The sequence below is a fragment of the Moritella dasanensis ArB 0140 genome (assembly GCF_000276805.1).
GTDB classification, from domain to species: Bacteria; Pseudomonadota; Gammaproteobacteria; order Enterobacterales; family Moritellaceae; genus Moritella; species Moritella dasanensis.
Genome location: NZ_AKXQ01000003.1, coordinates 228744 through 251980 on the forward strand (window position 1 = coordinate 228744; position 23237 = coordinate 251980).

At 42.0% G+C, this 23237-nt stretch carries 19 protein-coding genes; 14 read left to right on the forward strand and 5 right to left on the reverse strand.

Annotated elements, in window-relative coordinates; translation table 11 throughout:
- Window positions 1-77 precede the first annotated feature (77 nt).
- A complete protein-coding gene (locus A923_RS0103955; protein ID WP_017220355.1) occupies window positions 78-860 on the reverse strand; it encodes a sulfite exporter TauE/SafE family protein in 783 nt (260 codons plus the stop codon).
- Window positions 861-1160: 300 nt separating this feature from the next.
- Between A923_RS0103955 and A923_RS0103960 the strand changes: the two genes are divergently transcribed.
- The 5 genes from A923_RS0103960 to A923_RS0103980 all read left to right on the forward strand — a co-directional run bounded on the left by A923_RS0103960 (window position 1161) and on the right by A923_RS0103980 (window position 6363).
- A complete protein-coding gene (locus A923_RS0103960; RefSeq protein WP_017220356.1) occupies window positions 1161-2507 on the forward strand; it encodes an aminotransferase-like domain-containing protein in 1347 nt (448 codons plus the stop codon).
- A gap of 56 nt (window positions 2508-2563) precedes the next feature.
- Window positions 2564-3196 (forward strand): hypothetical protein, encoded by a 633-nt coding sequence (locus A923_RS0103965; RefSeq protein WP_017220357.1) that lies wholly within the window; start codon window positions 2564-2566, stop codon window positions 3194-3196.
- A gap of 337 nt (window positions 3197-3533) precedes the next feature.
- Window positions 3534-4676 carry a hypothetical protein gene (locus A923_RS0103970; protein ID WP_017220358.1) on the forward strand — a complete coding sequence of 381 codons (1143 nt, stop codon included), beginning with the start codon at window positions 3534-3536 and terminating at the stop codon, window positions 4674-4676.
- Window positions 4666-5571: a metal ABC transporter solute-binding protein, Zn/Mn family gene (locus tag A923_RS0103975; protein WP_017220359.1), complete on the forward strand. Its 906-nt coding sequence runs from the start codon at window positions 4666-4668 to the stop codon at window positions 5569-5571. The genes A923_RS0103970 and A923_RS0103975 overlap by 11 nt, the downstream gene beginning before the upstream one ends.
- Before the next feature lie 3 nt (window positions 5572-5574).
- Window positions 5575-6363 (forward strand): metal ABC transporter permease, encoded by a 789-nt coding sequence (locus A923_RS0103980; RefSeq protein ID WP_017220360.1) that lies wholly within the window; start codon window positions 5575-5577, stop codon window positions 6361-6363.
- Between the two features lie 121 nt (window positions 6364-6484).
- On the opposite strand, the gene yfbR is transcribed toward A923_RS0103980, so the two are convergent.
- Window positions 6485-7063, reverse strand: a complete 579-nt coding sequence (yfbR, locus tag A923_RS0103985) for a 5'-deoxynucleotidase (protein WP_017220361.1) — start codon at window positions 7061-7063, stop codon at window positions 6485-6487.
- Window positions 7064-7397: 334 nt separating this feature from the next.
- Between yfbR and A923_RS0103990 the strand changes: the two genes are divergently transcribed.
- Complete coding sequence (locus A923_RS0103990; protein WP_017220362.1) at window positions 7398-8063, forward strand: flagellar brake domain-containing protein; 666 nt, start codon at window positions 7398-7400, stop codon at window positions 8061-8063.
- A 22-nt stretch (window positions 8064-8085) separates the two neighbouring features.
- Entirely contained in the window at window positions 8086-8403 is a 318-nt protein-coding gene (locus tag A923_RS0103995; RefSeq protein ID WP_017220363.1) for a heavy metal-binding domain-containing protein, read from the forward strand.
- 135 nt (window positions 8404-8538) lie between these two features.
- Here the strand turns inward: A923_RS0103995 and A923_RS0104000 are convergent, their stop codons facing one another.
- Window positions 8539-9756 (reverse strand): pyridoxal phosphate-dependent aminotransferase, encoded by a 1218-nt coding sequence (locus A923_RS0104000; protein WP_017220364.1) that lies wholly within the window; start codon window positions 9754-9756, stop codon window positions 8539-8541.
- A gap of 237 nt (window positions 9757-9993) precedes the next feature.
- Here A923_RS0104000 and A923_RS0104005 point away from each other — a divergent pair, with 237 nt between their 5' ends.
- The 4 genes from A923_RS0104005 to pabC are packed head-to-tail and all read left to right on the forward strand — an operon-like array spanning window position 9994 to window position 12784.
- Window positions 9994-10446 carry a PaaI family thioesterase gene (locus tag A923_RS0104005; RefSeq protein ID WP_017220365.1) on the forward strand — a complete coding sequence of 151 codons (453 nt, stop codon included), beginning with the start codon at window positions 9994-9996 and terminating at the stop codon, window positions 10444-10446.
- 27 nt (window positions 10447-10473) lie between these two features.
- Window positions 10474-11277, forward strand: coding sequence for a glycerophosphoryl diester phosphodiesterase (locus A923_RS0104010; RefSeq protein ID WP_017220366.1), 804 nt, complete (start codon window positions 10474-10476; stop codon window positions 11275-11277).
- Between the two features lie 2 nt (window positions 11278-11279).
- Window positions 11280-11930 (forward strand): HD domain-containing protein, encoded by a 651-nt coding sequence (locus tag A923_RS0104015; protein ID WP_017220367.1) that lies wholly within the window; start codon window positions 11280-11282, stop codon window positions 11928-11930.
- A 29-nt stretch (window positions 11931-11959) separates the two neighbouring features.
- Window positions 11960-12784, forward strand: coding sequence for an aminodeoxychorismate lyase (pabC, locus tag A923_RS0104020; RefSeq protein ID WP_017220368.1), 825 nt, complete (start codon window positions 11960-11962; stop codon window positions 12782-12784).
- Window positions 12785-12881: 97 nt separating this feature from the next.
- Here pabC and ppsR read toward each other — a convergent pair whose 3' ends face one another.
- Window positions 12882-13691, reverse strand: coding sequence for a posphoenolpyruvate synthetase regulatory kinase/phosphorylase PpsR (ppsR, locus tag A923_RS0104025; RefSeq protein WP_017220369.1), 810 nt, complete (start codon window positions 13689-13691; stop codon window positions 12882-12884).
- Window positions 13692-13881: 190 nt separating this feature from the next.
- Here ppsR and ppsA point away from each other — a divergent pair, with 190 nt between their 5' ends.
- Window positions 13882-16257, forward strand: a complete 2376-nt coding sequence (ppsA, locus tag A923_RS0104030; protein ID WP_026006059.1) for a phosphoenolpyruvate synthase — start codon at window positions 13882-13884, stop codon at window positions 16255-16257.
- Window positions 16258-16547: 290 nt separating this feature from the next.
- On the opposite strand, the gene A923_RS0104035 is transcribed toward ppsA, so the two are convergent.
- Window positions 16548-18374 (reverse strand): formylglycine-generating enzyme family protein, encoded by a 1827-nt coding sequence (locus A923_RS0104035; protein ID WP_017220371.1) that lies wholly within the window; start codon window positions 18372-18374, stop codon window positions 16548-16550.
- Between the two features lie 311 nt (window positions 18375-18685).
- Between A923_RS0104035 and ydiJ the strand changes: the two genes are divergently transcribed.
- Entirely contained in the window at window positions 18686-21790 is a 3105-nt protein-coding gene (gene ydiJ, locus A923_RS0104040) for a D-2-hydroxyglutarate dehydrogenase YdiJ (protein WP_017220372.1), read from the forward strand.
- A gap of 192 nt (window positions 21791-21982) precedes the next feature.
- The gene (locus A923_RS0104045) at window positions 21983-23206 is read left to right on the forward strand and encodes a hypothetical protein (RefSeq protein WP_017220373.1); all 1224 of its coding nucleotides are present in this window, start codon (window positions 21983-21985) and stop codon (window positions 23204-23206) included.
- Window positions 23207-23237: the final 31 nt, after the last annotated feature.

Sequence of the window (23237 nt, forward strand, 5' to 3'; positions counted from 1 at the left end):
TACAGCTTAATGGCATGATAATGATTTTAGCGCACAACCTTATTAGTATAGTCGATTATGGCTATACCAAAATGCATTTACATTAATAGAAACTTATAACCTAATGACGCCATCAATAACATCAGCGAGACGGATAATGTTTTTCGCACAAAGTCAGGGCCAAATTTCAGTGCAGATGCACTGCCTAAATGGTTACCGATTAGGTTTATAAACACTAAAGGTAGCGCCAACATATAAAGCAATTTACCCGCTAACATAAATGCTATTAGTGCTCCGATATTAGAAGAAAAGTTGAAGAGTTTCGAGGTTGCCGATGCCGAGACTAAGTCAAATTTTAACAGGTAGTGTAAAACCAAGATTAAGAAGCTACCCGTACCTGGTCCAAAGAACCCATCATAAAAACCAATTATAAATACCGCGAGTGGCACGCCAAAATAGATAATCTTGGTATTAATTACTTGCTCACTGTGGTGATTATCTTGCTTGGGAATAAAAGAAATGATGATGCCGATAGGTAACATGCCAAGGATTATTTTACCAACCGTATCAGGATCAAAGTAGAGGATCGCTTCAGCGCCCAAGTAAGCGCCCACTAATCCTGCGGGGATCCCAGATGCTACGGCATTCCAAATAACCTTCTTGTTTTTTACAAAGTTACGGATTGCTGCAATCGTGCCCAGCGTACTGACTATCTTTTCTTGCCCTAGCGCGACCTGTGGTGGCAGCCCTGCCAAGATGAACGAAGGTACCAGTATCAGGCCGCCACCGCCTGCCACACTGTCAATAAAGCCCGCCGCAAAAGCCGATGCCATTAATGCTAGCAGTATCCATAACGTTATATCTGAACCAAAAATTTCCATCGTCGTTATCTCCTCAGTGTAAGTAATTTAGCCATCACCATGATCCTTACTGATCCTGAATTGGATCTAACATAACGAAAATGCCAGTGACATATGTCAATTTGTACGGTATTGCATTATGGTGTGGTATGTCAATTACATTCATACAATTAATTAACATCTATGCTTTTATGAAACGATGCTTTTATGAATCGATAAATAGAGAGGTATGATGGATCTAGCGCTGTATGTTTCATTTCAGCAGGGTAAACTAAGGACAATCAAGATTATGTTTTTACAGTGTTCATTAGAGGCAAGTTAATGAGTGATATTAAGTTTCGACAGATCGCCGAAACCATTGAAGCTAGAATTAATACCGGTGTGTATCCAGCTAATACCAAATTACCGCCACATCGGGTGCTCGCTGATGAGCTTGAAACCACGCCAACAACGGTGTCCAAAGCCTATAAATTATTGGCAGATAAAAACAAAGTCGAATCCTTTGTTGGCCGTGGTACGTTTGTCTGTGGTGATTCAGAATTGGAAACGGTTATTCAAGCACCAGAGAATGATGCGGATTATAACTTTTCGATTCTACAGCCTTGCTTAGAATATAATGTGTTGCCACTGCAGGCCGCATTTCAACAAACCTATGTTGCATTACCGAGTGAACTATTAGGTTATATTGAACACTCAGGACATCTAGCGCATCGACAAGCGGGGATGAAATGGGCGGCGGAGTTTGGCTTGTCAGTTTCTGATCCTGACCAAATACTGCTTGCCAGTGGTGCGCAGAATGCACTGGAAATTCTGATCCAGACCTATACCAATCCGGGGGATTGTATTGCTGTTGAAGTATTTACTTACCCTGGTATTCTCTCTATCGCTAATTTATTGGGTCGTCGTATTGTCGAAGTTGCGATGGACGATAAAGGCATGTGCCCGATTGCGCTTAAACAGACTATTCTTAGCGATAAGCCAAAAGTGGTTGTCATCGTGCCGTCACATCAAAATCCGACGGGCGTGACGATGCCGAAAGCGCGTAGAGAAGCGATTGCCAAGGTGATTGCAGCAGGTAACATCTGGTTGTTAGAAGATGATATTTATGGCTTCTTAAATGAAACAACTATCCCTGCTATCAGCAACTATATTCCAGAAAAAAGCTTTCATATTAGCAGCTTGTCGAAAGCTATCAGTCCGGCGTTACGCTGTGCCTTTATTAAAGCGCCAAAAAGTGAGGTCCGCAGAGTCGGGGCATGTATTCGCACGTCTATTTGGCTAGCGTCACCGCTTAACTTTGCAGTGGCAGCGCAGCTGATTAATTCTGGTGATGCGTTTGCAATGGCAAATAAACAAAAACAACTGGCGATGCAGCGACAAGCCTTTGTGGCGGATAAATTTAGCTTTTTAACATGTTCAAGCCAAGCCTGCAGTTATCATGTTTGGGTGGCGTTGCCAGCACATTGGCGCCAAGAGCATTTTGTGATGGAAGCGAAAAACCAACAATTATTGGTGAGCAGCGGTGGTTATTTCTCGCAACAGAGTGATAAAAGTAATCATATTCGTTTATCGTTAATGGCGATAAATGACGAACAACGTTTTCAGCAAGGTATTGTATTGTTAGCGGATCTACTCAAAGATGGGCAAGGTTCACACTTCCTGTTTTAATTACTTAACCTACTGTGATATAAGTGAATAATACGACATTGGACTAAGGAGAGTTTATGTTGAAAAATACAATAACGGGGTTGCTTATTTTAAGCTGCTCAGGCTGTGTTTTATTTGAAAAGAAAGATCCGATAGCACCAGTTATCGATCCTGCTGATGCCCCGGTAGTACCATTAACGCCAGTTGCAACGCCGATATCTGCTGCAGAGTGTGCTGGTGATATGGCGTTACCCGTCGAATTTAGTCGCAAATTTACGGCTGTATCTGATCCTGAATTGCTGGAAGAATCTATCGGTGAGCCTACTGAAGGCAGACTCTGTCAGGGTCAGGTGTATGTGGCGAAACATAATACTCAAATTATGTTGTTTCGTGGTTGGAATGGCAGCAACCCGGCCAGTGAGTTCGGTGAGTGGTGGGCATTAAAGAGTCCCCGTGGCCAAATCGCGCAATATCGTAGTGATTATCAAATATGTTATCAATGGTCGCCGTTAGATAAAATGACCTTGTGTAGCTTAAAAGCAGGCGCAAAAGTAGTGATTGGTACAGGCCAAAGCGCCACGTGTTCGTCTTACCTTAATTACCCAAGCTCTGCGAAGAAACAAGTCTACATTGCGAATGCTGACGCCGATTTGTTTGACTGCAGCAGTTACAACGCCGAGTTTAACTGGACGCCGATTATTAATGATTAACAAGGTAACGCTATAAGTAAACATATACCGTTACATACGTTATGCCACGTACTGACTGACATCATTATTAGCTTTTTATATGGCACCTGATACAGGTGTCGATATAGAACGTTTACGCATGCCATAAATAATACCCTCGATCATCAAAAAAGCAGAAGTAACCATTAACCTCTGTAAATCCTATTTGCGATATCTTCATCTACTTAATTACATCACCCCCTATTTTTTATACTGCCTAAATTACAAACAGTTATATTTATCGCTTGCTTTCGAAGTGTTATGTTATAACATAACAAAATATGTAATGTTATATTATAACAATTAAGGAAGATAAACAGTGAAGAAGAAATTGGTTTCCCTCGCAATCAGTAGCATTTTGGTATCACCGGCTTTTGCTAACACCTTGTCAAACCCACAAATCGGTGTGGTGCTTGATGGTTATTATCAAAATGGTGAACGTAATAACTCAGAGCGTAGTGAAGGATTCGGCCTCGGCCACACCGAAATTAGCATGTCCGCGAATATTGACGACAAGTTTCACGGTGTATTAACGACAGTGTTAGAAACGCATGGTGATGAAACTGAATTGTTATTAGAAGAAGCATTCATTCAAACATTAACCATGCCATACGGTTTTAATATCCGCGGTGGTCGTTTCCTGTCTGACTTCGGTTACATGAACAATCAGCATATGCATTCAGACAGTTTCGTTGAGCGACCTGTTGCTTACCGTACGTTCTTAGGCTCTCATTATTACGATGATGGTTTGCGTGCGAACCTGGTATTGCCTACTGATATGTATATAAAGCTAGGCGTTGAAGCGTTAAGTGGTAGCAAGATGTCTGCTGTGGACGATGCCACTGCCGTTGGTGTATATACCACGACATTAAAGATTGGTGATGATTTTTCTGAATCATCGAGTTGGCAGTTTGGTTTAAGTTACTTACGTAATGAAAATGGTAAAGTGACAAGTTTTGAAGAGCATGATCATAGTACGGATGGTCATGACGAGCATGATCACAGCCACGCATCAGCAGTGACAGGTACAAATCTATATGGTGCTGATTTTGTCTGGAAATGGGCACCGAATGGCAATTATAAATACAGCAATTTTACCTTATCTGCTGAGTACATGCTGTTAGATGACATTTTGGATAGTAAATTCAAAGGGGAGAAAGATGCTCCGGATACACTAGCGGCTTATTATGTATCGGGCGTATATCGCTTTACACCAAGCTGGTCTGCGGGTATGCGCTACAGTGATGCTGAAAGTTACGACGGTCATGCTCATGGAGACCACGTACACTTAACCTCTTTGAGTGATAGCGAGATCGAAGCTATGGTAGCTTGGGATTCTTCTCACTTTGGGACTGTACGTGCGCAATATACACGTGTTGAAAATCAAGACAAAGCCACAGATAACGTATTCACGTTGCAATATGTCATGACGTTTGGGGCGCACGGTGCCCATGCGTTTTAAGAAAAGCACATTATTCGTGACCGTGAGTGCAGCCATGTTGTCTGCACCAGCTCTTGCGTTGAATATTTTCGTTTGCGAGCCTGAATGGAAAGCACTATTGGCTGCACATGCACCAAAAGCAACCATCTATTCTGCGACAACAGCGCTGCAAGACCCACATTACGTGCAAGCTAGGCCGTCTTTAATTGCCAAGATGCGCCAAGCCGATATGGCGATGTGCTCTGGTGCTGAATTGGAAATTGGTTGGTTACCTATGTTGCAGGCACGAAGCAGCAATCCGGCGGTGCAGAATAATAAGCAAAGTATGCTGTATGCGTCAGAGATTGTCAGCATGTTGGATACGCATCATCATGTTGACCGCAGTATGGGGGATATTCACGCCTATGGTAATCCGCATGTGCAGTTTGCTGCCAACGATATGATCCGAATTTCTCGCGTGGTGAGCAAACGCTTGGAAAGTATCGATCCCGCTAATGCATTTAGTTACTTAGTCAATGGCGTGAAGTTTCGTGAGCATTGGCGAAAAAAGTTAATTGAATGGGAACAACGTGCTGAACCGCTGCGAGGTAAACAAGTGGTGAGTTATCACGAGACCTATCGTTATCTGTTTGACTGGTTGGGGATGGAGCAGATTGCTGACCTTGAGCCTAAACCTGGCGTTTCACCAACGACGGCACATTTGCAATCTTTGACCAAGTTAGACCCTGCGTCGTTTGATGCGATCATTTATTCTTCTCATCAGAATAAACGCGCAGCAAACTGGTTACATCAGCAAACGGACAAACCTGTGATCCAATTACCGCTGACGGTATCGAAAGGACAAACCCTTGACGAGCTGTATGACCGGGTATTGGATGACTTGTTGAATGTACTTGTAGAACCAGTAAAGGATTAGTCTATGTTGGTAGATTATCTTTGGTTAGCTCCCGCTGTATTGTGTGGACTGATTGCGCTGGTGGGCAATGTGATATTAGGGCAACAGGTGCTCGCACGTAAGATCATTTTTATTGATTTGGCAGTAGCACAAGTCGCTGCATTAGGCGCTGCATTTAGTCAGTATTGGCTAAGTCGTTTTGATGTATTACCCGATACTTGGTTAGGGCAAATGATCGGCCCTTGGGTATTATCATTATTACTATGTGGCTTAATTGCCTTGATGGAAAAGCACTATCAGCAGCATCTTGAGCCTATGATCGGTAGCTTGTTTGCTGTTTCGGCGTCATTGGCGATTTTGTTGGCAAGTAAAGACCCGCACGGTGCAGACTTCATTCAAGGGATCTTAAATGGTCAGTTGTTATGGGCAACGTGGGATGATGTTTGGCCGTTAGCGATTATTACCGCTGCGATGTTGGCTTTAATTACATTGAAACCGGCATTTATGCAAGGGCGTGGATTTTACATTATCTTCGCTATATTGATGCCGATAACGGTGAAGTTGACGGGTATTTACCTTGAGTTTGCGTTATTGGTGATCCCTGCGCTGTGTGCGTCTGCGTTAAAAGGTATACGGTTTTTTATCGCGAGTATGGGCATTGGCGTTACCGGGATCATGTCGGGTATTGTGTTGTCTGCTCATTATGATTTACCCAGTGGGGCAAGTATCGTGATCACGTTATTTGCCTCTGGCGTATTGTTTCATTTATTGCTGCAACTTTCACTGGTCAAGATTGGCGTTCGCGCCTCATAAAATAAAAGCCTGATCCTGTGTATGAGCAGGATCAGGCTTTCTATTTCTATTTCTATTTCTATTTAAGCTATTTTTGACTTAATGTATTGCTTACTTAAATTATGTTTACGCTTATCAGATATTAATTCATATCATCAAATGGTTGACCGATACTCGGTAAGAACACATCAAGGAAGTAACGGATCTCATCTGTCATGCGTTCGTCTAATGCGGTTTGACAACGGATTTTAGCTTTAGAGAACTCTAAATTACCGCAACTTTCTTCTTCAATACACTTCATGTGCGCACATAAAATATCAGCGTCTTTGACTAATTTTTTATATGTTGGGTCTAGATCTGGTGTTGATAATAATGGTTCGTAAGCTTTTCTTAACTCAGGCGGCAGCATATCTAATAACGTCTGCTCTGCGGCTAATTCAATCTTGTTATATTCGCGGATAATGGCTTTGTTGTAATATTTTACTGGGGTCGGCAGGTCGCCTGTCAGCACTTCCGTTGTGTCATGGAATAAGGCCATCGATGCGGCTTTGTCTGGATCATAGCTCTTACCGTAATAAGTATTACCGATCAGTGCGAGTGCATGGGCAACCATTGCTACCTGTAAACTGTGCTCGGCTATATTCTCGTGCGTCACATTACGCATTAACGGCCAGCGGTAAATTAATTTCATGCGGGCGAGGTGGGCAAAAAAGTGGCTCATCGTGTTCTCCAAATAGCCTAGATCGACTGTTCCAAAATAGCGAGGGTTCGGATGACAACATTGTCTAGATGTACGTAAGTCATCGTTTTTATTACTGTAGCATGAGTTGGCGTTTAGATCTGAAGCGATAATTTATACTATGTGACTTTTTATTTCTAAGTTGAGTACGAATTGCCAGACAATAGTATTTTTTTCCTTGCTATAAGTATAAATGATAATAAAATTAGTTGTATATTTGTCTTTCTTAATCATTAGCAGGGTTTAAGAATAAATAAAAAATGCCTATTTTTCAGAATTAATTTTATTTGACCGTTACACAAGGAAGTTAAAGAAGATGCTCGAAGCCCGTGCTGAGACAAAGTTACAATTATTTGAGTTAGGGCCTGGTAAAATGCTCGACCTGCAAATAAATAACCCGCTGCCTGTACGTCTTAAATTATCCCTTGTCGGTTATGAACTTGGTCGATACATCATATTAAAGTATCCCCGCGTTGCTAATAATGCCGAGTATAACGATGTGCTCACTGAAGGTAATGGCGTGATAGTGCGTTACTTGCTGGAAGGTGATAAAGGCGAGTGTTTCGCTTTTAGTTCCTCGATTCGCTGTGTGACCCAGCATCCTGAAAAATTATTGTTTTTAGATTACCCAAAAGAGATTGAAAAGCGTCAACTGCGTACACTGCAACGCACGAGTATTCATCTGCCTGCATCCATCAAGTTAAACGATGATATAAAAAACCAAGGTGGGGCGATTAACGGTGTCATTGTCGATATTTCAACGGATGGTTGTCGTTTTTCTTTTAAAACTAAAAATCCCCGTACAACCGTGAAAAACCGTGATGTATTGGTGTGTATACAAAGCCCTGTTGATGGTGAAATGAAAATTCCGGCACAGATTTGTAATAGTAGAAATGAAAACTGTGAGATTAGTGTCGGTATTAAATTTATGGATGGTGGCAACATAGTACCTAAACTGTTGTCTCAATTATTTATTGCGTAAATTGTTTATTCAAGGAAGTGTTATGATCTATTCAACTACAGAGTCAATTCCCGGCAAAGAGATCGAAGAGATCGTCGGTGTTGTTACAGGTAACGTCGTTCAAGCAAAACATATTGGACGTGACATCATGGCGAGCCTAAAAAGTATTGTCGGTGGTGAAATTCGCGGTTACACGGAAATGTTAACGGATGCTAGGGACATAGCGGTTAAACGTCTAATAGAAAGTGCCAATGAAAAGGGCGCTGATGCGATTGTCGGGATTCGTTTTACGACAAGTGCCATTATGGATGGTTCATCTGAAATTATGGTGTTTGGCACTGCGGTTAAATTAAAGAAATAACAGCTTAATAAAAAAGACGAGATTACATAGATTATTCGAGCTACCTACTGAGCCTCTGAATTAGATGTTAATCTAAACAAAAAAGGCGTCATTACGACGCCTTTCTTATATCTACTTCTGTATCATACCCACAAACTACTGTTGACGATAAGTCTCTAAGAAGTTCGCCAGCTTGTTGATCGCAATCGTTAGCTCTTCAACACGCGGTAAGAACACCACGCGGAAGTGATCAGGTCGGCCCCAGTTAAAACCAGTCCCTTGCACAATTAATAGCTTTTCTTGTTGTAGCAGATCTAAGGCAAATTTCTGATCGTCTTTGATATTGAACTTCTCGATATCAATTTTCGGGAACAGATACATTGCCCCTTTTGGTTTCACACACGAGATACCCGGAATATCATTTAACATCTTCCACGCTAAATCACGTTGTTCCAGTAAACGACCACCCGGTAGAATCAATTCATTAATACTTTGATAACCACCCAGTGCCGTTTGGATCGCGTGTTGCATCGGTACGTTAGAACACAAACGCATCGAGGCAAGCATTTCCAATCCGGCAATATAGTCTTTAGCAAGATGCGTCGCACCACTTAATACCAACCAACCAGAACGGAAACCAGCAATACGATAGGCTTTAGACAAACCATTGAAAGTCACAATCAGGATATCTTGCGCCAGTGTACACATTGGCACATGTTCAACACCGTCATATAAGATCTTATCATAGATTTCATCAGCAAAAATGATCAGTCTGTTCTGACGAGCAATTTCAATTACTTCAAGCAAGAATTCTTTGCTGTATACCGCACCTGTGGGATTGTTCGGATTGATTAAAACAATGCCCTTAGTATTAGGAGTGATCTTGGCTTTAATATCATCCAGATCAGGATACCAATCAGATTCTTCATCACAAATGTAGTGAGTAGCTTTACCACCCGAAAGGGTAATCGCAGCTGTCCACAGTGGATAATCCGGTGACGGTACTAAGATCTCATCACCGTTATTCAGTAATGCCTGCATCGACATCATGATTAATTCTGATACACCGTTACCCAAGTAAATGTCGTCAATAGACACATTCAACAGACCTTTCTGTTGGTAGTGTTGCATCACGGCTTTACGGGCAGAATAAAGCCCTTTAGAGTCACAATAACCTTGGCTCGATGGCAGGTTATGAATCACGTCTTTTACAATTTCTTCCGGGGCTTCAAAACCAAATGGGGCGGGATTCCCGATGTTTAATTTGATTACTCGGTGACCTTCTTCTTCTAAGCGATTCGCTTCTTTTAATACTGGTCCACGTATGTCGTAACATACGTTATCTAATTTATGAGATTTTTCTATTGAGTACATCCCGTCTCCGCCGCTTTAATTATGTTTGTTGTTAATCTTTCTGTAATAAAAGTACCGTATATAAGGCATTGTTGGAAGTGATATTTGGTGATCTACACGATTTATTGTTGCGCCATTGTTAATTGGTAAGATTCGGGTGTAACATTATCAGCAATGGTTACCGGATTACGGTAGTTTTGTGAGAATATTGTTGTAATACAGCAGTTAAAAATAATGTTAATGAGACAAGGAAAGAGCATGAGTCAGCAGTTAAACCCAGCAAAAATGAGTGGACTAGAGATATTACAAGCAATGGCGGAGGGAATATTCCCACATCCTTCAATTTGCCACACAATGCCAATGCAATGTATTGATTTAAGCGAAGGTCAAATCCACTTTAAGGTGCAAGCCGATGATCGCCATCTCAATCCAATGGGGGGGGTACACGGTGGTTTTGCGGCGACAGTTCTTGATTCAGTCACTGGTTGCGCAACACATACCACTCTGGTTGCTGGTGAGAGTTACGGTACGGTTGATTTGAATGTAAAAATGGTACGCCCAATTCCAAAAGACACAGAATTACATGCCAAGGGGAAGGTATTAAACGTCTCTAAAACGGTTGTTATCTCTGAAGGCGATATCCGTGATGCTAACGGTAAGCTTTACGCTCATTGTACAGCGACGTGCGTAATTACCCGACCTGCAAAGTAAAGTCTGTTTTATAGCCGAGATCCATTTATGACAAAGACAAAATCTGAAATTATTGCCAATACATTTCAGTTCAATCCATCAGCCAGTGAAAAAGCCGGCAAGATGGTGATGGGGCATCGTGGTGCCTCTTCTATAGCCCCCGAGAATACCTTGGCTGCGTTTCAATTGGCCGAGGACAACAATGTTCCCTGGATTGAAGTGGACGCGGATATGCTTGGTGATGGCACTGTGGTTATTTGTCATGATGCCACGCTCGACCGCTGCAGCGATCATAATGGTTTGTTACGCGATAAAACGGTAACGGACTTAGATAATATTGATGCAGGGGCATGGTTCGGATTAGATTTTGTCGGTGAACGTATTCCCACGCTGGTGGAGCTTATCTTATTCACCAACGAGACTGGCATGAACCTGAACTTAGAGATTAAGTCAGGCACAGATAAAGCGGCGACCGACCGATTAATCGACGGCATTATTCGCGATATCAATCACCACTGGCAGGGTGGGCAGCAATTACTGATCTCCAGCTTTAATCATTTGTTATTGGCTGAAGTAAAACGCCGTGCGCCAGAAATCAGCTTAGCGTGCTTGTTTGCTTCGCCATTACCGGATGATTGGCTCACGTCGATGCAGTATGTTGGCGCCGAGTTTATCCACCCTAAGGACAAGGGGCTGACTGAACTGCAAGTCAACGCTATGACCGATGCCGGTTATAGTGTGAATGTATGGACTGTGAATAGTTTAGCGCGTGCTAACCAATTGTATAATTGGGGCGCTACCGGTATTTGCTCTGACATTCCCCAGCAGTTTCCACCGTGTTACAGGAATTAACGGTGAGTGAACAGCTAGGCTTACGTTGGCAAGCCTTGTGGCAACAGCATTTTGCGCATTTAACCGAAGCTGAAGTACAGCAGTCATGGGCATGCCTATTACCGCATTATCAACAAACGCATCGATATTATCATGACCTGAGGCACATTGACGCCTGCTTTACCTGGTTTGATCAAGTGCAGGCAACATTGGATAATCCGTTAGCGGTGGCCTTGGCGATCTGGTTTCATGATGTTATTTATGATGTGCGACGCAGTGATAATGAAGAAAAAAGTGCCCAGTATGCGGTGACAGCACTGACTAAGGTTGCGGCATCGACTATGTTAGTCCAGCAAGTGTATGAACTGATCTTGTTAACGCAGCATCCCAGTAAACCCAGCCAAAGGCTTGAAACTCTGGTCACGAGTCATGATCAGGCTTTATTTCTAGATATTGATTTAACCATATTAGGTCAACGCGACGCTATTTATGCTAACTATGAAAAAGCCATTCGCGCTGAATACCAGCATGTGCCGTTATGGTTGTACAAACTAGGCCGAAAACGGTTACTTAAACAGTTCTTAGGGCAATCAAAGATCTATTATTCTGATTATTTTACCGAAAAATTTGAAAACAAAGCCAGAGTGAACATACAATCAGTGCTTAAACCTTAATGTAAGACAGTAACTTGGATGCATAACACATGATAATTAATGGCACTCCCAGTCAAGATGTAGCAATTGCCGACCGCGGTTTTAATTTTGGTGATGGCCACTTTACTACGATCAAATTGGCAGCAGGGCAAGCGCAGCTGCTAGACCTGCATATGGCGCGTTTACAGCAAGCGTGCAAGGTGCTAGCCATTGAGTTTAGCCAATGGGATGCATTGATTGACGCAATCATCGAACAAGCGCAAGCATTACAGAATGGGGTATTAAAAGTTACTATCACGCGTGGCGAAGGCGGGCGTGGCTATGGTTATGCTTATGGTACTAGCAGTTGTTCAAGCGCTAATTGGTATTTACAGCATAGATCGACCCCGCCCCAATACAGTGAATGGGCGCGCTCAGGTATTGAATTGATGGTGTGCCAATATCAACAAACGGTAAATCCAGTACTGGCCGGATTAAAAACCTTAAACAGACTTGATCAGGTGATGATTAAGCAAGAACTTGATGCCAATGGCATGGCCGATGGATTGGTGTGCTCGACAGAGGGTTATCTCATTGAAACCTCTGTTGCTAACGTATTTTGGGTGAAAGCCGGTAAAGTCTATACCCCCAGTACAAAACGCAGTGGTGTTGAGGGTGTGATGAAAACCCATGTTTTAAACTTGTTGAATACTCTAGGTTTTACGCTATACACGGGAGATTACACTATTGCCGATTTGCAGGCTGCAGACGAAATTTTCATTACTAATTCAGTGATGGAAGTGGTACCTGTGAAGGCTATTGCGCAAGGTGATTTTTGTGATGACTTAGCGGTTAATGACGTGTCGGTATGGCGGTTGTTACAAGCATCATTATAGCTATGATGATAATAAGTACTACACGCTTGATTTCGATGTTAATTTTATAAGCGTGTAGTTTGGTTAATATTTAAAGCGTCGTCATTATTAACACGGGTTAGAAAATACGACGTTTCAGTCCTTTCTTATCCAAGATCTTCGTGGCGATCTCTTCAACCGAAAATGAAGTACTGTTAATGAAGGGTATTTTTTCACTACGGTATAAGTATTCAACTTCTGCTATCTCTAACTTACATTGACGTAATGACGCATAAGTACTGTTAGCAAGGCGTTCGCTACGAATATCCTGCAGACGTTTCACATCAATAGTAAGACCAAATATTTTATTTTTATTGCGTTTTAATGCTGGTGGCAGTTTTAGCTCATCCATATCATCGGCAATAAATGGGTAATTGGCGGTCTTGATACCAAACTGTAATGCTAGATATAAACTGGTTGGTGTTTTGCCACTACGTGAAACGCCGACTAAGATTAAGTCTGCATCGTCATAATCTTTGCAGGTAATCCCATCATCGTTGGCAAGGGCATAATTCACCGCCTCAATACGTGCATCATAGGTCTCTTGCTTAAGGCTGTGGGTACGGTGTGATTTAGGCGCTGCCGTCATATTTAATTGTTCAGAAAGCGGTGCAACAAATGTACTTAAAAAGTCGTGTGAGTGACCTTCGTTTAATTCGATTATTGTCCTTATTTCAGATGAAACTATCGAATGAAACACCAGTGGCTTCTGTCCTGTTTTTGCAACGTGTTCGTTGATTTTTTGTGTGACGTTTTTAGCTTTTTCTTCGGTCTCAATAAAGGGGAAAGTATGCTGTTCAAATTCGATCGGAAATTGGCTTAGAAGGGCGTGACCAAAGACTTCAGCGGTGATCGCCGTGCCATCAGAGACATAAAAAACAGTTTGCATTGACTCTATCCTTTTCATAAACAGATGAAATTTTCTAAGTAAGTATCTTACATTGAAATTAATAGCTGTGTATGATTAAAAACACTAAGGAAAGCAAGATGATTATTTTGCATTAATAATATGTGAGCAATATCTAATATCGCTCACGATTAAAATCATTTTTGAGATCGATTAAATCTGGAGAACTGCCGTGATAGAGTACGTAATTGGGTACGAAAAACTTGGAATGAACGACGTAGAACGAGTTGGCGGCAAAAACGCATCTCTTGGCGAGATGATCAGTAACTTAGCTGGCGCAGGCGTGCAAGTTCCTGGTGGTTACGCGACTACCGCTGATGCGTTTAATCAGTTTTTAGAGCAAAGTGGTGTTAACGATCAAATATACACACTACTCGACAATCTCGATGTTGATAACATTGCAGCGTTAACAGAAGCTGGCGCGAAAATTCGCCAATGGATCATCGACACACCTTTCCAACCTGAATTAGAAGCGGCTATTGCTTCAAGCTATGAAATTCTAGCAGGCGAAGCAGGCGAGCAGGCATCATTTGCAGTTCGTTCTTCGGCTACTGCTGAAGACATGCCTGATGCATCATTTGCTGGTCAGCAAGAAACGTTCTTAAACGTACGTGGTTATGACAACATCATTGTTGCAATCAAACACGTATTCGCATCGCTATTTAACGACCGTGCTATCTCTTACCGCGTGCATTCTGGTTACGACCATCGTGGTGTTGCATTATCAGCGGGTATTCAACGCATGGTACGTAGTGATGAAGCATCATCTGGTGTGATGTTCTCTATTGATACTGAATCTGGTTTTGAAGACGTCGTATTTATTACTTCTTCATACGGTCTTGGTGAAATGGTTGTACAGGGCGCAGTTAACCCTGATGAATTTTATGTTCACAAACCAACACTTGCTAAAGGCAAACCAGCTGTTGTTCGTCGTAACATCGGTAGCAAACAGATCCAAATGATCTACTCTGCTGACGAAGGTCATGGCAAGCAAGTACAAATCGTTGATGTTGAACCAAGCAAGTCCCGTCAGTTCTCTATTACCGATGCAGAAGTAATGGAACTCGCGAAACAAGCGGTGATCATCGAAAAACATTATGGCCATGCGATGGATATCGAATGGGCTAAAGATGCAATCGACGGTAAAATTTATATCGTTCAAGCCCGTCCTGAAACAGTACGTAGCCGTGAAGACAAACAAGTAATGGTGCGTTTCCACTTAGATGCTAAATCAGCGGTTATCTCTGAAGGCCGAGCGATTGGCGGTAAGATTGGTGCTGGCCCAGCTAAAGTTATTTCATCAATTTCGCAAATGGATGAAGTACAAGAAGGCGACGTATTAGTAACAGACATGACAGACCCTGATTGGGAACCTATCATGAAACGTGCTTCTGCAATCGTCACGAACCGTGGTGGCCGTACTTGTCATGCTGCAATTATTGCACGTGAAATGGGTATCCCTGCTGTTGTAGGTTGTGGTAACGCGACAGACCTTATTGTAACGGGGCAAGAGCTAACAGTATCTTGTGCTGAAGGTGACACTGGCTTTATCTACGAAGGTATCTTACCGTTCCGTGAAACATCATCGAAAGTAGATAACTTACCGGAAATTCCAGTAAAAGTAATGATGAACGTCGGTAACCCTGATCGTGCATTCGATTTCGCGGCATTACCAAACGAAGGTGTTGGTCTAGCGCGTCTTGAATTCATTATTAACCGCATGATCGGTATTCACCCGAAAGCATTGCTTAACTTTGATAAGCAATCGCCTGAGCTACAAGCTGAAATCAACGAAATGATTGCCGGTTATGAGTCTCCAGTTGAATTCTACATCGCGAAATTACAAGAAGGTATTTCTACGCTAGCAGCGGCGTTCTACCCGAAAAAAGTAATTGTGCGTATGTCTGACTTTAAGTCAAATGAATACGCTAACCTTGTTGGTGGTGAGTTCTTCGAACCGGAAGAAGAAAACCCAATGTTAGGTTTCCGTGGCGCATCACGTTATATTTCTCAAGATTTCCGTGATTGTTTCGCACTGGAAACTGAAGCGATGAAACGTGTACGTAACGACATGGGTCTAACTAACGTTGAAATCATGGTGCCATTCGTGCGTACATTAAGCGAAGCGGCTTCAGTGATTGATTTGCTAGCAGAACACGGTCTGAAACGTGGTGAGAACGGTTTACGCGTTATCATGATGTGCGAAGTACCATCAAACGCATTACTGGCTGACAAGTTCCTACAGTACTTCGATGGCTTCTCAATCGGTTCAAATGACTTAACGCAGTTAACACTCGGTCTAGATCGCGACTCAGGCATCATCTCTCATCTGTTTGATGAACGTAATGACGCAGTGAAAGCATTGTTAGCAATGGCGATTCAAGCCGCTAAGAAAGCCGGTAAATACGTTGGTATTTGTGGTCAAGGTCCATCGGATCACGAAGACTTCGCTGCTTGGTTAGTTGAACAAGGTATTGATAGTTTATCGCTAAACCCAGATACAGTATTAAGTACTTGGTTATACCTAGCGGACAAACACGCTAAATAAACCTTGAGTTAATCTCTGGTAATAAAAAAGCCCCAGTCTGCAGAGACTGGGGCTTTTTTGTCTGTAGGGTTCAAGAAGACTATGAAGGTACAGCGTTGGCTCTTGAAGTACAAAGCAGAGGGCTGAGAATACAACACGGGTTCTTGAAGCGCAAAGCAGAGGGCTGAGAATACAACGCGGGTTCTTGAAGTACAAAGCAGGGGGTTACAATGCAAAACGCCCAGTGGTTAGACTGGGCGTTCATATGACATCAGAGTCAATATATTTTCAGACTTGCGGTTCCGCGAGTTTTAGTTTTCGCGTAGCGCTCTAAAACCTACGTAGTTAGCGCGGAAATCAGGTTTTAGTTCTAGACGTACATCAACCTGAGCAAGTTTAGGTGCAAAGTTCCACGCACCGCCTCTCGCTACTAAATTATTGCCACTCGTCAGCTCCCAAACGTTACCGACGGTATCATAGAGGCCAAATTTATTAGCTTTAAATGATTTTACCGGCGCGGTGCTTTTATTCGACCATTGGCTACCACAGTAAGCGCAATTGGCTTTTGAATTGCCAGCATCGTTACCCCACCAGTAGTTGTAACTACTGCCTGCGCGCGCGACGTATTCCCATTCACCATTATTAGGTAAACGGTATTTTTGACCAGTGGCTTTTGACAACCATGTTAAGTAAGCATTGGTGTCGGCTGAGTTAATACAGACAACAGGGTGTTCATCGGTTTGGGTAAAACCAGGCTGACGCCAGTTTAAGTCAGCATTATAGGTTTCCTTACCGCCAACATACTCGACACAACCATTACCTGATTCAGCAGCGGTAGTAAAGTTACTCGCAGCAACGAAACGTTTGAAATCAGCGACTGTGATCGGGTTTTTACCGACCGAGAAAGCCTTGATAACTTGTTGATTATTGCCGTTATCGATTGATGCGCTTAATTGACCTGCTGGTACCGAAATTAACTCTGGACCACGTTCACCCGAAGCGAGAAAATCTTGTACTGCCTGGCCATTTTTCAACGATACGCTAGCTTTCACTAACTCAGCTCTTACCATCGTATTACTTTTCAGTTTTACATTTTGTTCAAAATCTATGTAGCTCGGTTTTTTAATGACGATATGGTGAGCACCCGGTGACAACATCACCGATAGTTTTGTTGAACCGTAGCTGACGCCATCAATAAAGACTTCATCATCATATTGGTTAGAACGAATAGTCAGTTCGTATAACGCACCTTTATCTGTTTTCGCGACGTTTTTTTTCTCTTGTGATACTTGTTCTGCACAGTAACGAGTTGATACGTTTAATAGATTACACGCTGCATTTTTTGGCAATACGCCCTGCATTGTTACTTGCATGGTCGAGCTGTAAGTACCCTGGCCACTGAATTCGCTGGTTAACACCTTGTTACCTAACAATTTGACATGAGCGCTAGAATTGGTTTTATGTTTACTGACTAGTTTCGCTTCAGTGACAGAGTTAAACAAAGAGTTTAAATAGGTCTTCGAGGCTTTTTGCTTACTCAATAAATTGCTACGAGTGATACATTTTGAAAATGATGTTTCCAAATCACAGCTTACATTTTGACTTACGTTACGCGATTGAGTCTGCTGCATTTCATTTGTCAGACGGTTAATACGTGCAATGTTTATCTCTTCACTGATCGTTTCACGTTGATTGAGCAGTCTAACGCGTTCAATATTTTTTTCTGATAGTGCTTTGTTGAGTTGCGCTAAGCGAGCAACTGAATCTTTAATCAGCTGTTTATTTTTCTGTTGTTGTTGAATTGCCTGACGATAATCATTCTGTGACTTAGTCATGTCTTGCATTGGATTATCAATCATCAATGCATATTGTTCATTCATTTGCGTCAATGCTTTGGCTGTTTGCCCAACAAGTGCTTTACCTTGCGTTCTGGTTTGCGCTAATTTGGTTTTTTTGATAGCTATATCGTCATTTACCACAGCGAGTGATGTAATGAATGTGCCGTATTCAGATTGAATACTTTCCAGCTCGGTTTGCAAATTATCAACAGTGTTATTTTGTTGTTTTATTTCAGTAGCTTGAGCTGTATTGCCAATAAGAATACAGCTGGTGGCAAGGGCAATTAAAGCAATGCGCATTTGTTTATTTCCTAATAGATGCTTATTTGATGTAATAAAACACGGATTCTGTGTTACATCTTGTAATTACCCACATGTCAGATGAGTATAATATTTTTCGTCCATGTTATTTGTTCAGGGCTAAAATCGCAAGCAAACAGGTCACATAATTGGTTTAAGTTTGAGTAATTTATGTAGATGTACGATATGTGTATTAACTGTCTTAGTATTTTCTTATAAGTGAGATCAATTTAGCCTTTATCTATAGGCGATGAATTAAATCACTCATGTTATAATGCAGTCAGTTGAAAATTGTCACAAGGGAATGGATGATGATCCCCGAATTAAGTTATCAGGATGCAGTAAAATCAGAATATCTCGCTTTTTTAAGCGCGCTAGAGAAAAGTGAATTTAGTGGGGATATTGAAAAATCGTACGCAAGCCGATTAGCCGTTGCGACGGATAACAGTATTTATCAGTTATTACCGCAAGCAGTGGTACTGCCACGTAAACATCAAGATCTAGTGATTTTGACGGCTTTGTCGTTACAAGCTGAATTTAAAACCATTACTTTTTCACCTCGTGGTGGCGGTACGGGCACTAATGGGCAGTCGTTGACCGACGGTATCATTGTCGATCTGTCACGTCACATGAACAACATTATTGATATTAATGTGGAAGAGGGCTGGGTACAGGTGCAAACGGGCGTGGTTAAAGATCAGCTCAATGAATTCCTGAAACCGTATGGCTTCTTCTTCTCGCCAGATTTATCGACCAGTAATCGCGCCACTATAGGTGGCATGATTAACACGGATGCGTCGGGTCAAGGGTCATTAAAATACGGTAAAACCAGTGATCATGTATTAAGTGTGTCTGCGGTATTAATGGATGGCACTGAATTAGTCACAGCCTGTCAGTCTCGCGAGCAGCTACAAGCACAAGCGCAGAACGATAATTATCTAGGTAAAGTGTGTCATCAAGTGATTGATACCATCAGCCACAAACAACAAAAAATTGAAGATACCTTCCCAGCATTAAACCGTTTTCTGACCGGTTATGATCTTGTTCACCTCTATGATAAACAAACGCAAGCGTTTGATTTAGGACGTATCCTTTGTGGTTCTGAAGGTTCTCTGGCATTTATCACTGAAGCGAAACTGAATTTAACCCCAATCCCAACGTTCCGCTGCTTAGTGAATGTCAAATATGACAGCTTTGATTCAGCATTGCGTAATGCACCATTCTTAATTGAAGCCAATGCCTTGTCAGTCGAAACGGTTGACTCGGTGGTGCTGAATTTAGCCAAACAAGATATCGTGTGGCACTCGGTTAAATCATTGATCACCGATGTACCGAATAAAACAATGCAGGGTATTAACTTTGTTGAGTTTGCCGAAGATGATGGCGCTATTCAACAACAAAAAATAGACTATTTAACCGCAGAGCTTGACCGTCTAATGGCTGCGGGTGAAGCGGGGGTGATTGGTTATCAAATTTGTGACCAATTATCGGATGTAATGAAAATCTACGGTATGCGTAAAAAAGCCGTTGGTTTATTAGGCGCAACAAAAGGCCAAGCGAAACCGTTAGCCTTTGCTGAAGATACAGCGGTACCGCCTGAGCACTTAGCGGATTACATTGTTGAGTTCAGAGCGTTATTAGATAGCTATAACCTGCACTATGGCATGTTTGGTCATGTCGATGCGGGTGTACTGCATGTGCGTCCTGCGTTGGATATGTTAGACCCGCAACAAGAAGTTATTTTACGTGAAATATCCGATAAGGTAGTGGCATTAACGGCAAAATACAAAGGCTTGATGTGGGGCGAACACGGTAGAGGTTTTCGTTCTGAATATGGCCCTGAGTTTTTTGGAGACGAACTATTCACCGAGTTACGCAAGATTAAAGCCGCTTTTGATCCAGATAACAGATTAAACCCAGGCAAGATCTGCACGCCACTAAACAGCGATGCAAAATTAGTATCAGTAGATGCAATGAAGCGTGGTGCCTATGATCGCCAAATACCAGTGACAGTGCGTGAAAGCTTTCCGCAAGCAATTGACTGTAATGGTAATGGCTTGTGTTTTAACTACGATACCAAAAGCCCAATGTGCCCGTCGTTTAAGCATACGGGTGATCGCCGCCATTCGCCAAAAGGCCGCGCTGGTTTAATGCGTGAATGGTTACGTCAGTTATCCTGCCATGAAATGACCGAGCATGAATTAGGCCAACAACTCACTATTCAACAAGTTGGTGTGGCGACATTTACCACACGATTAAAAAACAGCTGGAACAAAGCCCGTGGCCGTTATGATTTTTCGCATGAAGTCATGGATGCAATGCAAGGTTGCTTAGCGTGTAAAGCTTGTACTGTGCAATGTCCGGTTAAAGTCGATGTACCCGAGTTTAGATCGCGTTTTATTGATCAATACCACAGCCGTTACTTACGTCCGATTAAAGATTTTGCGGTTGGCTATTCTGAAAGTTATACGCCGATGATGGCTAAGATGCCGAAGTTCTTTAATTTCTGGTTAGGGCAAAACTGGTTACAAGCTACGACTAAGCATACCATTGGTATGGTGGATATCCCGTTATTAAGTGTACCGACCTTATCGGAATCGTTACGTGGTCATTATGCTCAGAGTTTTGATTTAGCCTTTTTACAACGGTTAAATGCTGAAGACAAAGCCAAGCATGTGTTAATTGTTCAAGACCCGTTTACCAGTTTTTATGAAGCCGAACTTGTGCAAACGTTAGTGACGCTGATTGAAAAGCTAGGTTTGAAACCGGTGATTTTACCGTTTAAACCTAATGGTAAACCGCAGCATGTGAAAGGCTTTTTAGCTAAATTTGCCAAAACGGCAGAAACAGCAGCAGACTTCTTGAATGCCTTGCATGATTTGGGTATGCCGATGGTGGGCATTGAACCTGCATTAGTGCTGTGTTATCGCGATGAATATAACCAAATTTTAGCGGATAAACGTGGCGACTTTAGTGTGCAGCTTATTCAAGAATGGTTGTTAACAGACAATGCGCAAGTACATTTACGCGAGGCGATTAACAGCCAAGCCATTAATGAGCAAAGTGCGGATGCGCAAGCATCGAAAGTAGAACCGTATTACCTGTTTGCACACTGCACTGAAAAAACCAACAAACCCACGGCAGAACAAGAGTGGCAACAAGTATTTAAAGGCTTCGGCTTAGCATTAGATACGGTGGCAACAGGTTGCTGTGGTATGGCGGGCAGTTATGGCCATGATGCTAAAAATGTAGCAGCATCAAAGTCTATTTATAGTCAAAGCTGGAAACATGCGTTATCACAGCGTGATGCTTCACGTTGTTTGGCTACGGGCTACTCTTGCCGTAGTCAGGTAAAACGAATGGAAAAAGTACGACTTAATCACCCGATTAAAGCGTTATTGGCATCGTTAACTTAGTCATCGTTAAGTATGGGCAGCATTAGAAATGTAAAAACTGCTGCTCATACCTTCTTCCTACTTAGTATTGATCCAAGTGTTATTTTATAACGCCTTGTCGCATTAATCCTCATGTCAGACACAACTTTTTACAGTGACAGCGTATGCTGATCTTGTTAATTCAAGTCTGACTCGAACAAAAGGATGATGTTCATGCTCACTACATTACCAATCAAACGCCACTTATTTAGCAAACGAAAATTGTTTAGCAAGCGACAATTGTTAAGTAAGCGACAATTAAAATTATCGATTAAACTTTCTGGCTTGATGCTAGCGACGAGTCTATTCTCGGGCTGTGTCACCTTGTCTGAATTCACCGATAGTGGCGACAGTTTCACTTTATCTGCCGATGCGTCTGAAGAAATGAACGCTGTGAATGCCGCGATGAATGCCGTAGAAATATTATATCAACGGGGTAATAAACAAGACCTTGCTTATTATGCACCGAGTAATTTTGAGTTAGCGCTTAAAAAGCGCGAAGAATTATTGGGTATGTATGAAGACTATACGCCGAATGGCGGTAATTGGTTTTCGAACTCGGGTAGTGAAGAAATTGAAACAGAATCAGAATTATTTGTTCAACGTATGAATAAAGCGTTTCAAGCTAAACTCCTTACTGAACCGTTATTAATCACTATTCGTGATCATGATGAGTTTATTCAGAGTGTCGATGTTGATGGTTTTGAATCTCGTTTTAATAAATTGCGTGACGCGACAACCCAGTTTGCAGCATTAATTGAAAGTCGTGGTACGGGATTAGGTTTAGAACATCAGAAAATCAAATTAGAGCGTGATTATAATAGTCTTGAAATTGATATGATTAAACGTAAAGTATTACGTTTACCGACTACAGAATTTAATTTACTGGATCAAGAGCTGGTCCCTGAAAGCTATAACAAAGCATTAAATAGCTTGTACAGTTTAGAGCGGTTAATTGAAAAAGATCCCCGTGATAATACCGTGATCCAACAAAGTTTAAATGCGAGTAATATCCAAATAAAACAAGCGGCGAGCATTGCTAAAGAGGTTGTTTGGGTTAAATCAAGAATTCAAACATCGGCGGAACGCGTGGTGATAAATTATCGTGATCACCTCAGTTCATTAAATAGCTATTTAGGCACGGAAGAGTTAACGGCGTTGGACTTTCAATCTCAGGTGAGTGGTATCAAAGATGCGATGGCATCGAAAATATCACAACAAGATAAAGACAAAGTGCTCAAAGATAAAAACTTGCGAAGTCAACTTGCCGAACTCAGTCGTTTGTTAACTGGGCAGGACATGAGTAAATACAGTATTTCCCAACAAGTGGATAATCTTATTTTTGCGGCGCGTTCATTAGTTGACGAAAGTATCGATATACCATTAGCACAACGATAACGTTAACTATTTTTCAAGATGAGCACCGGGG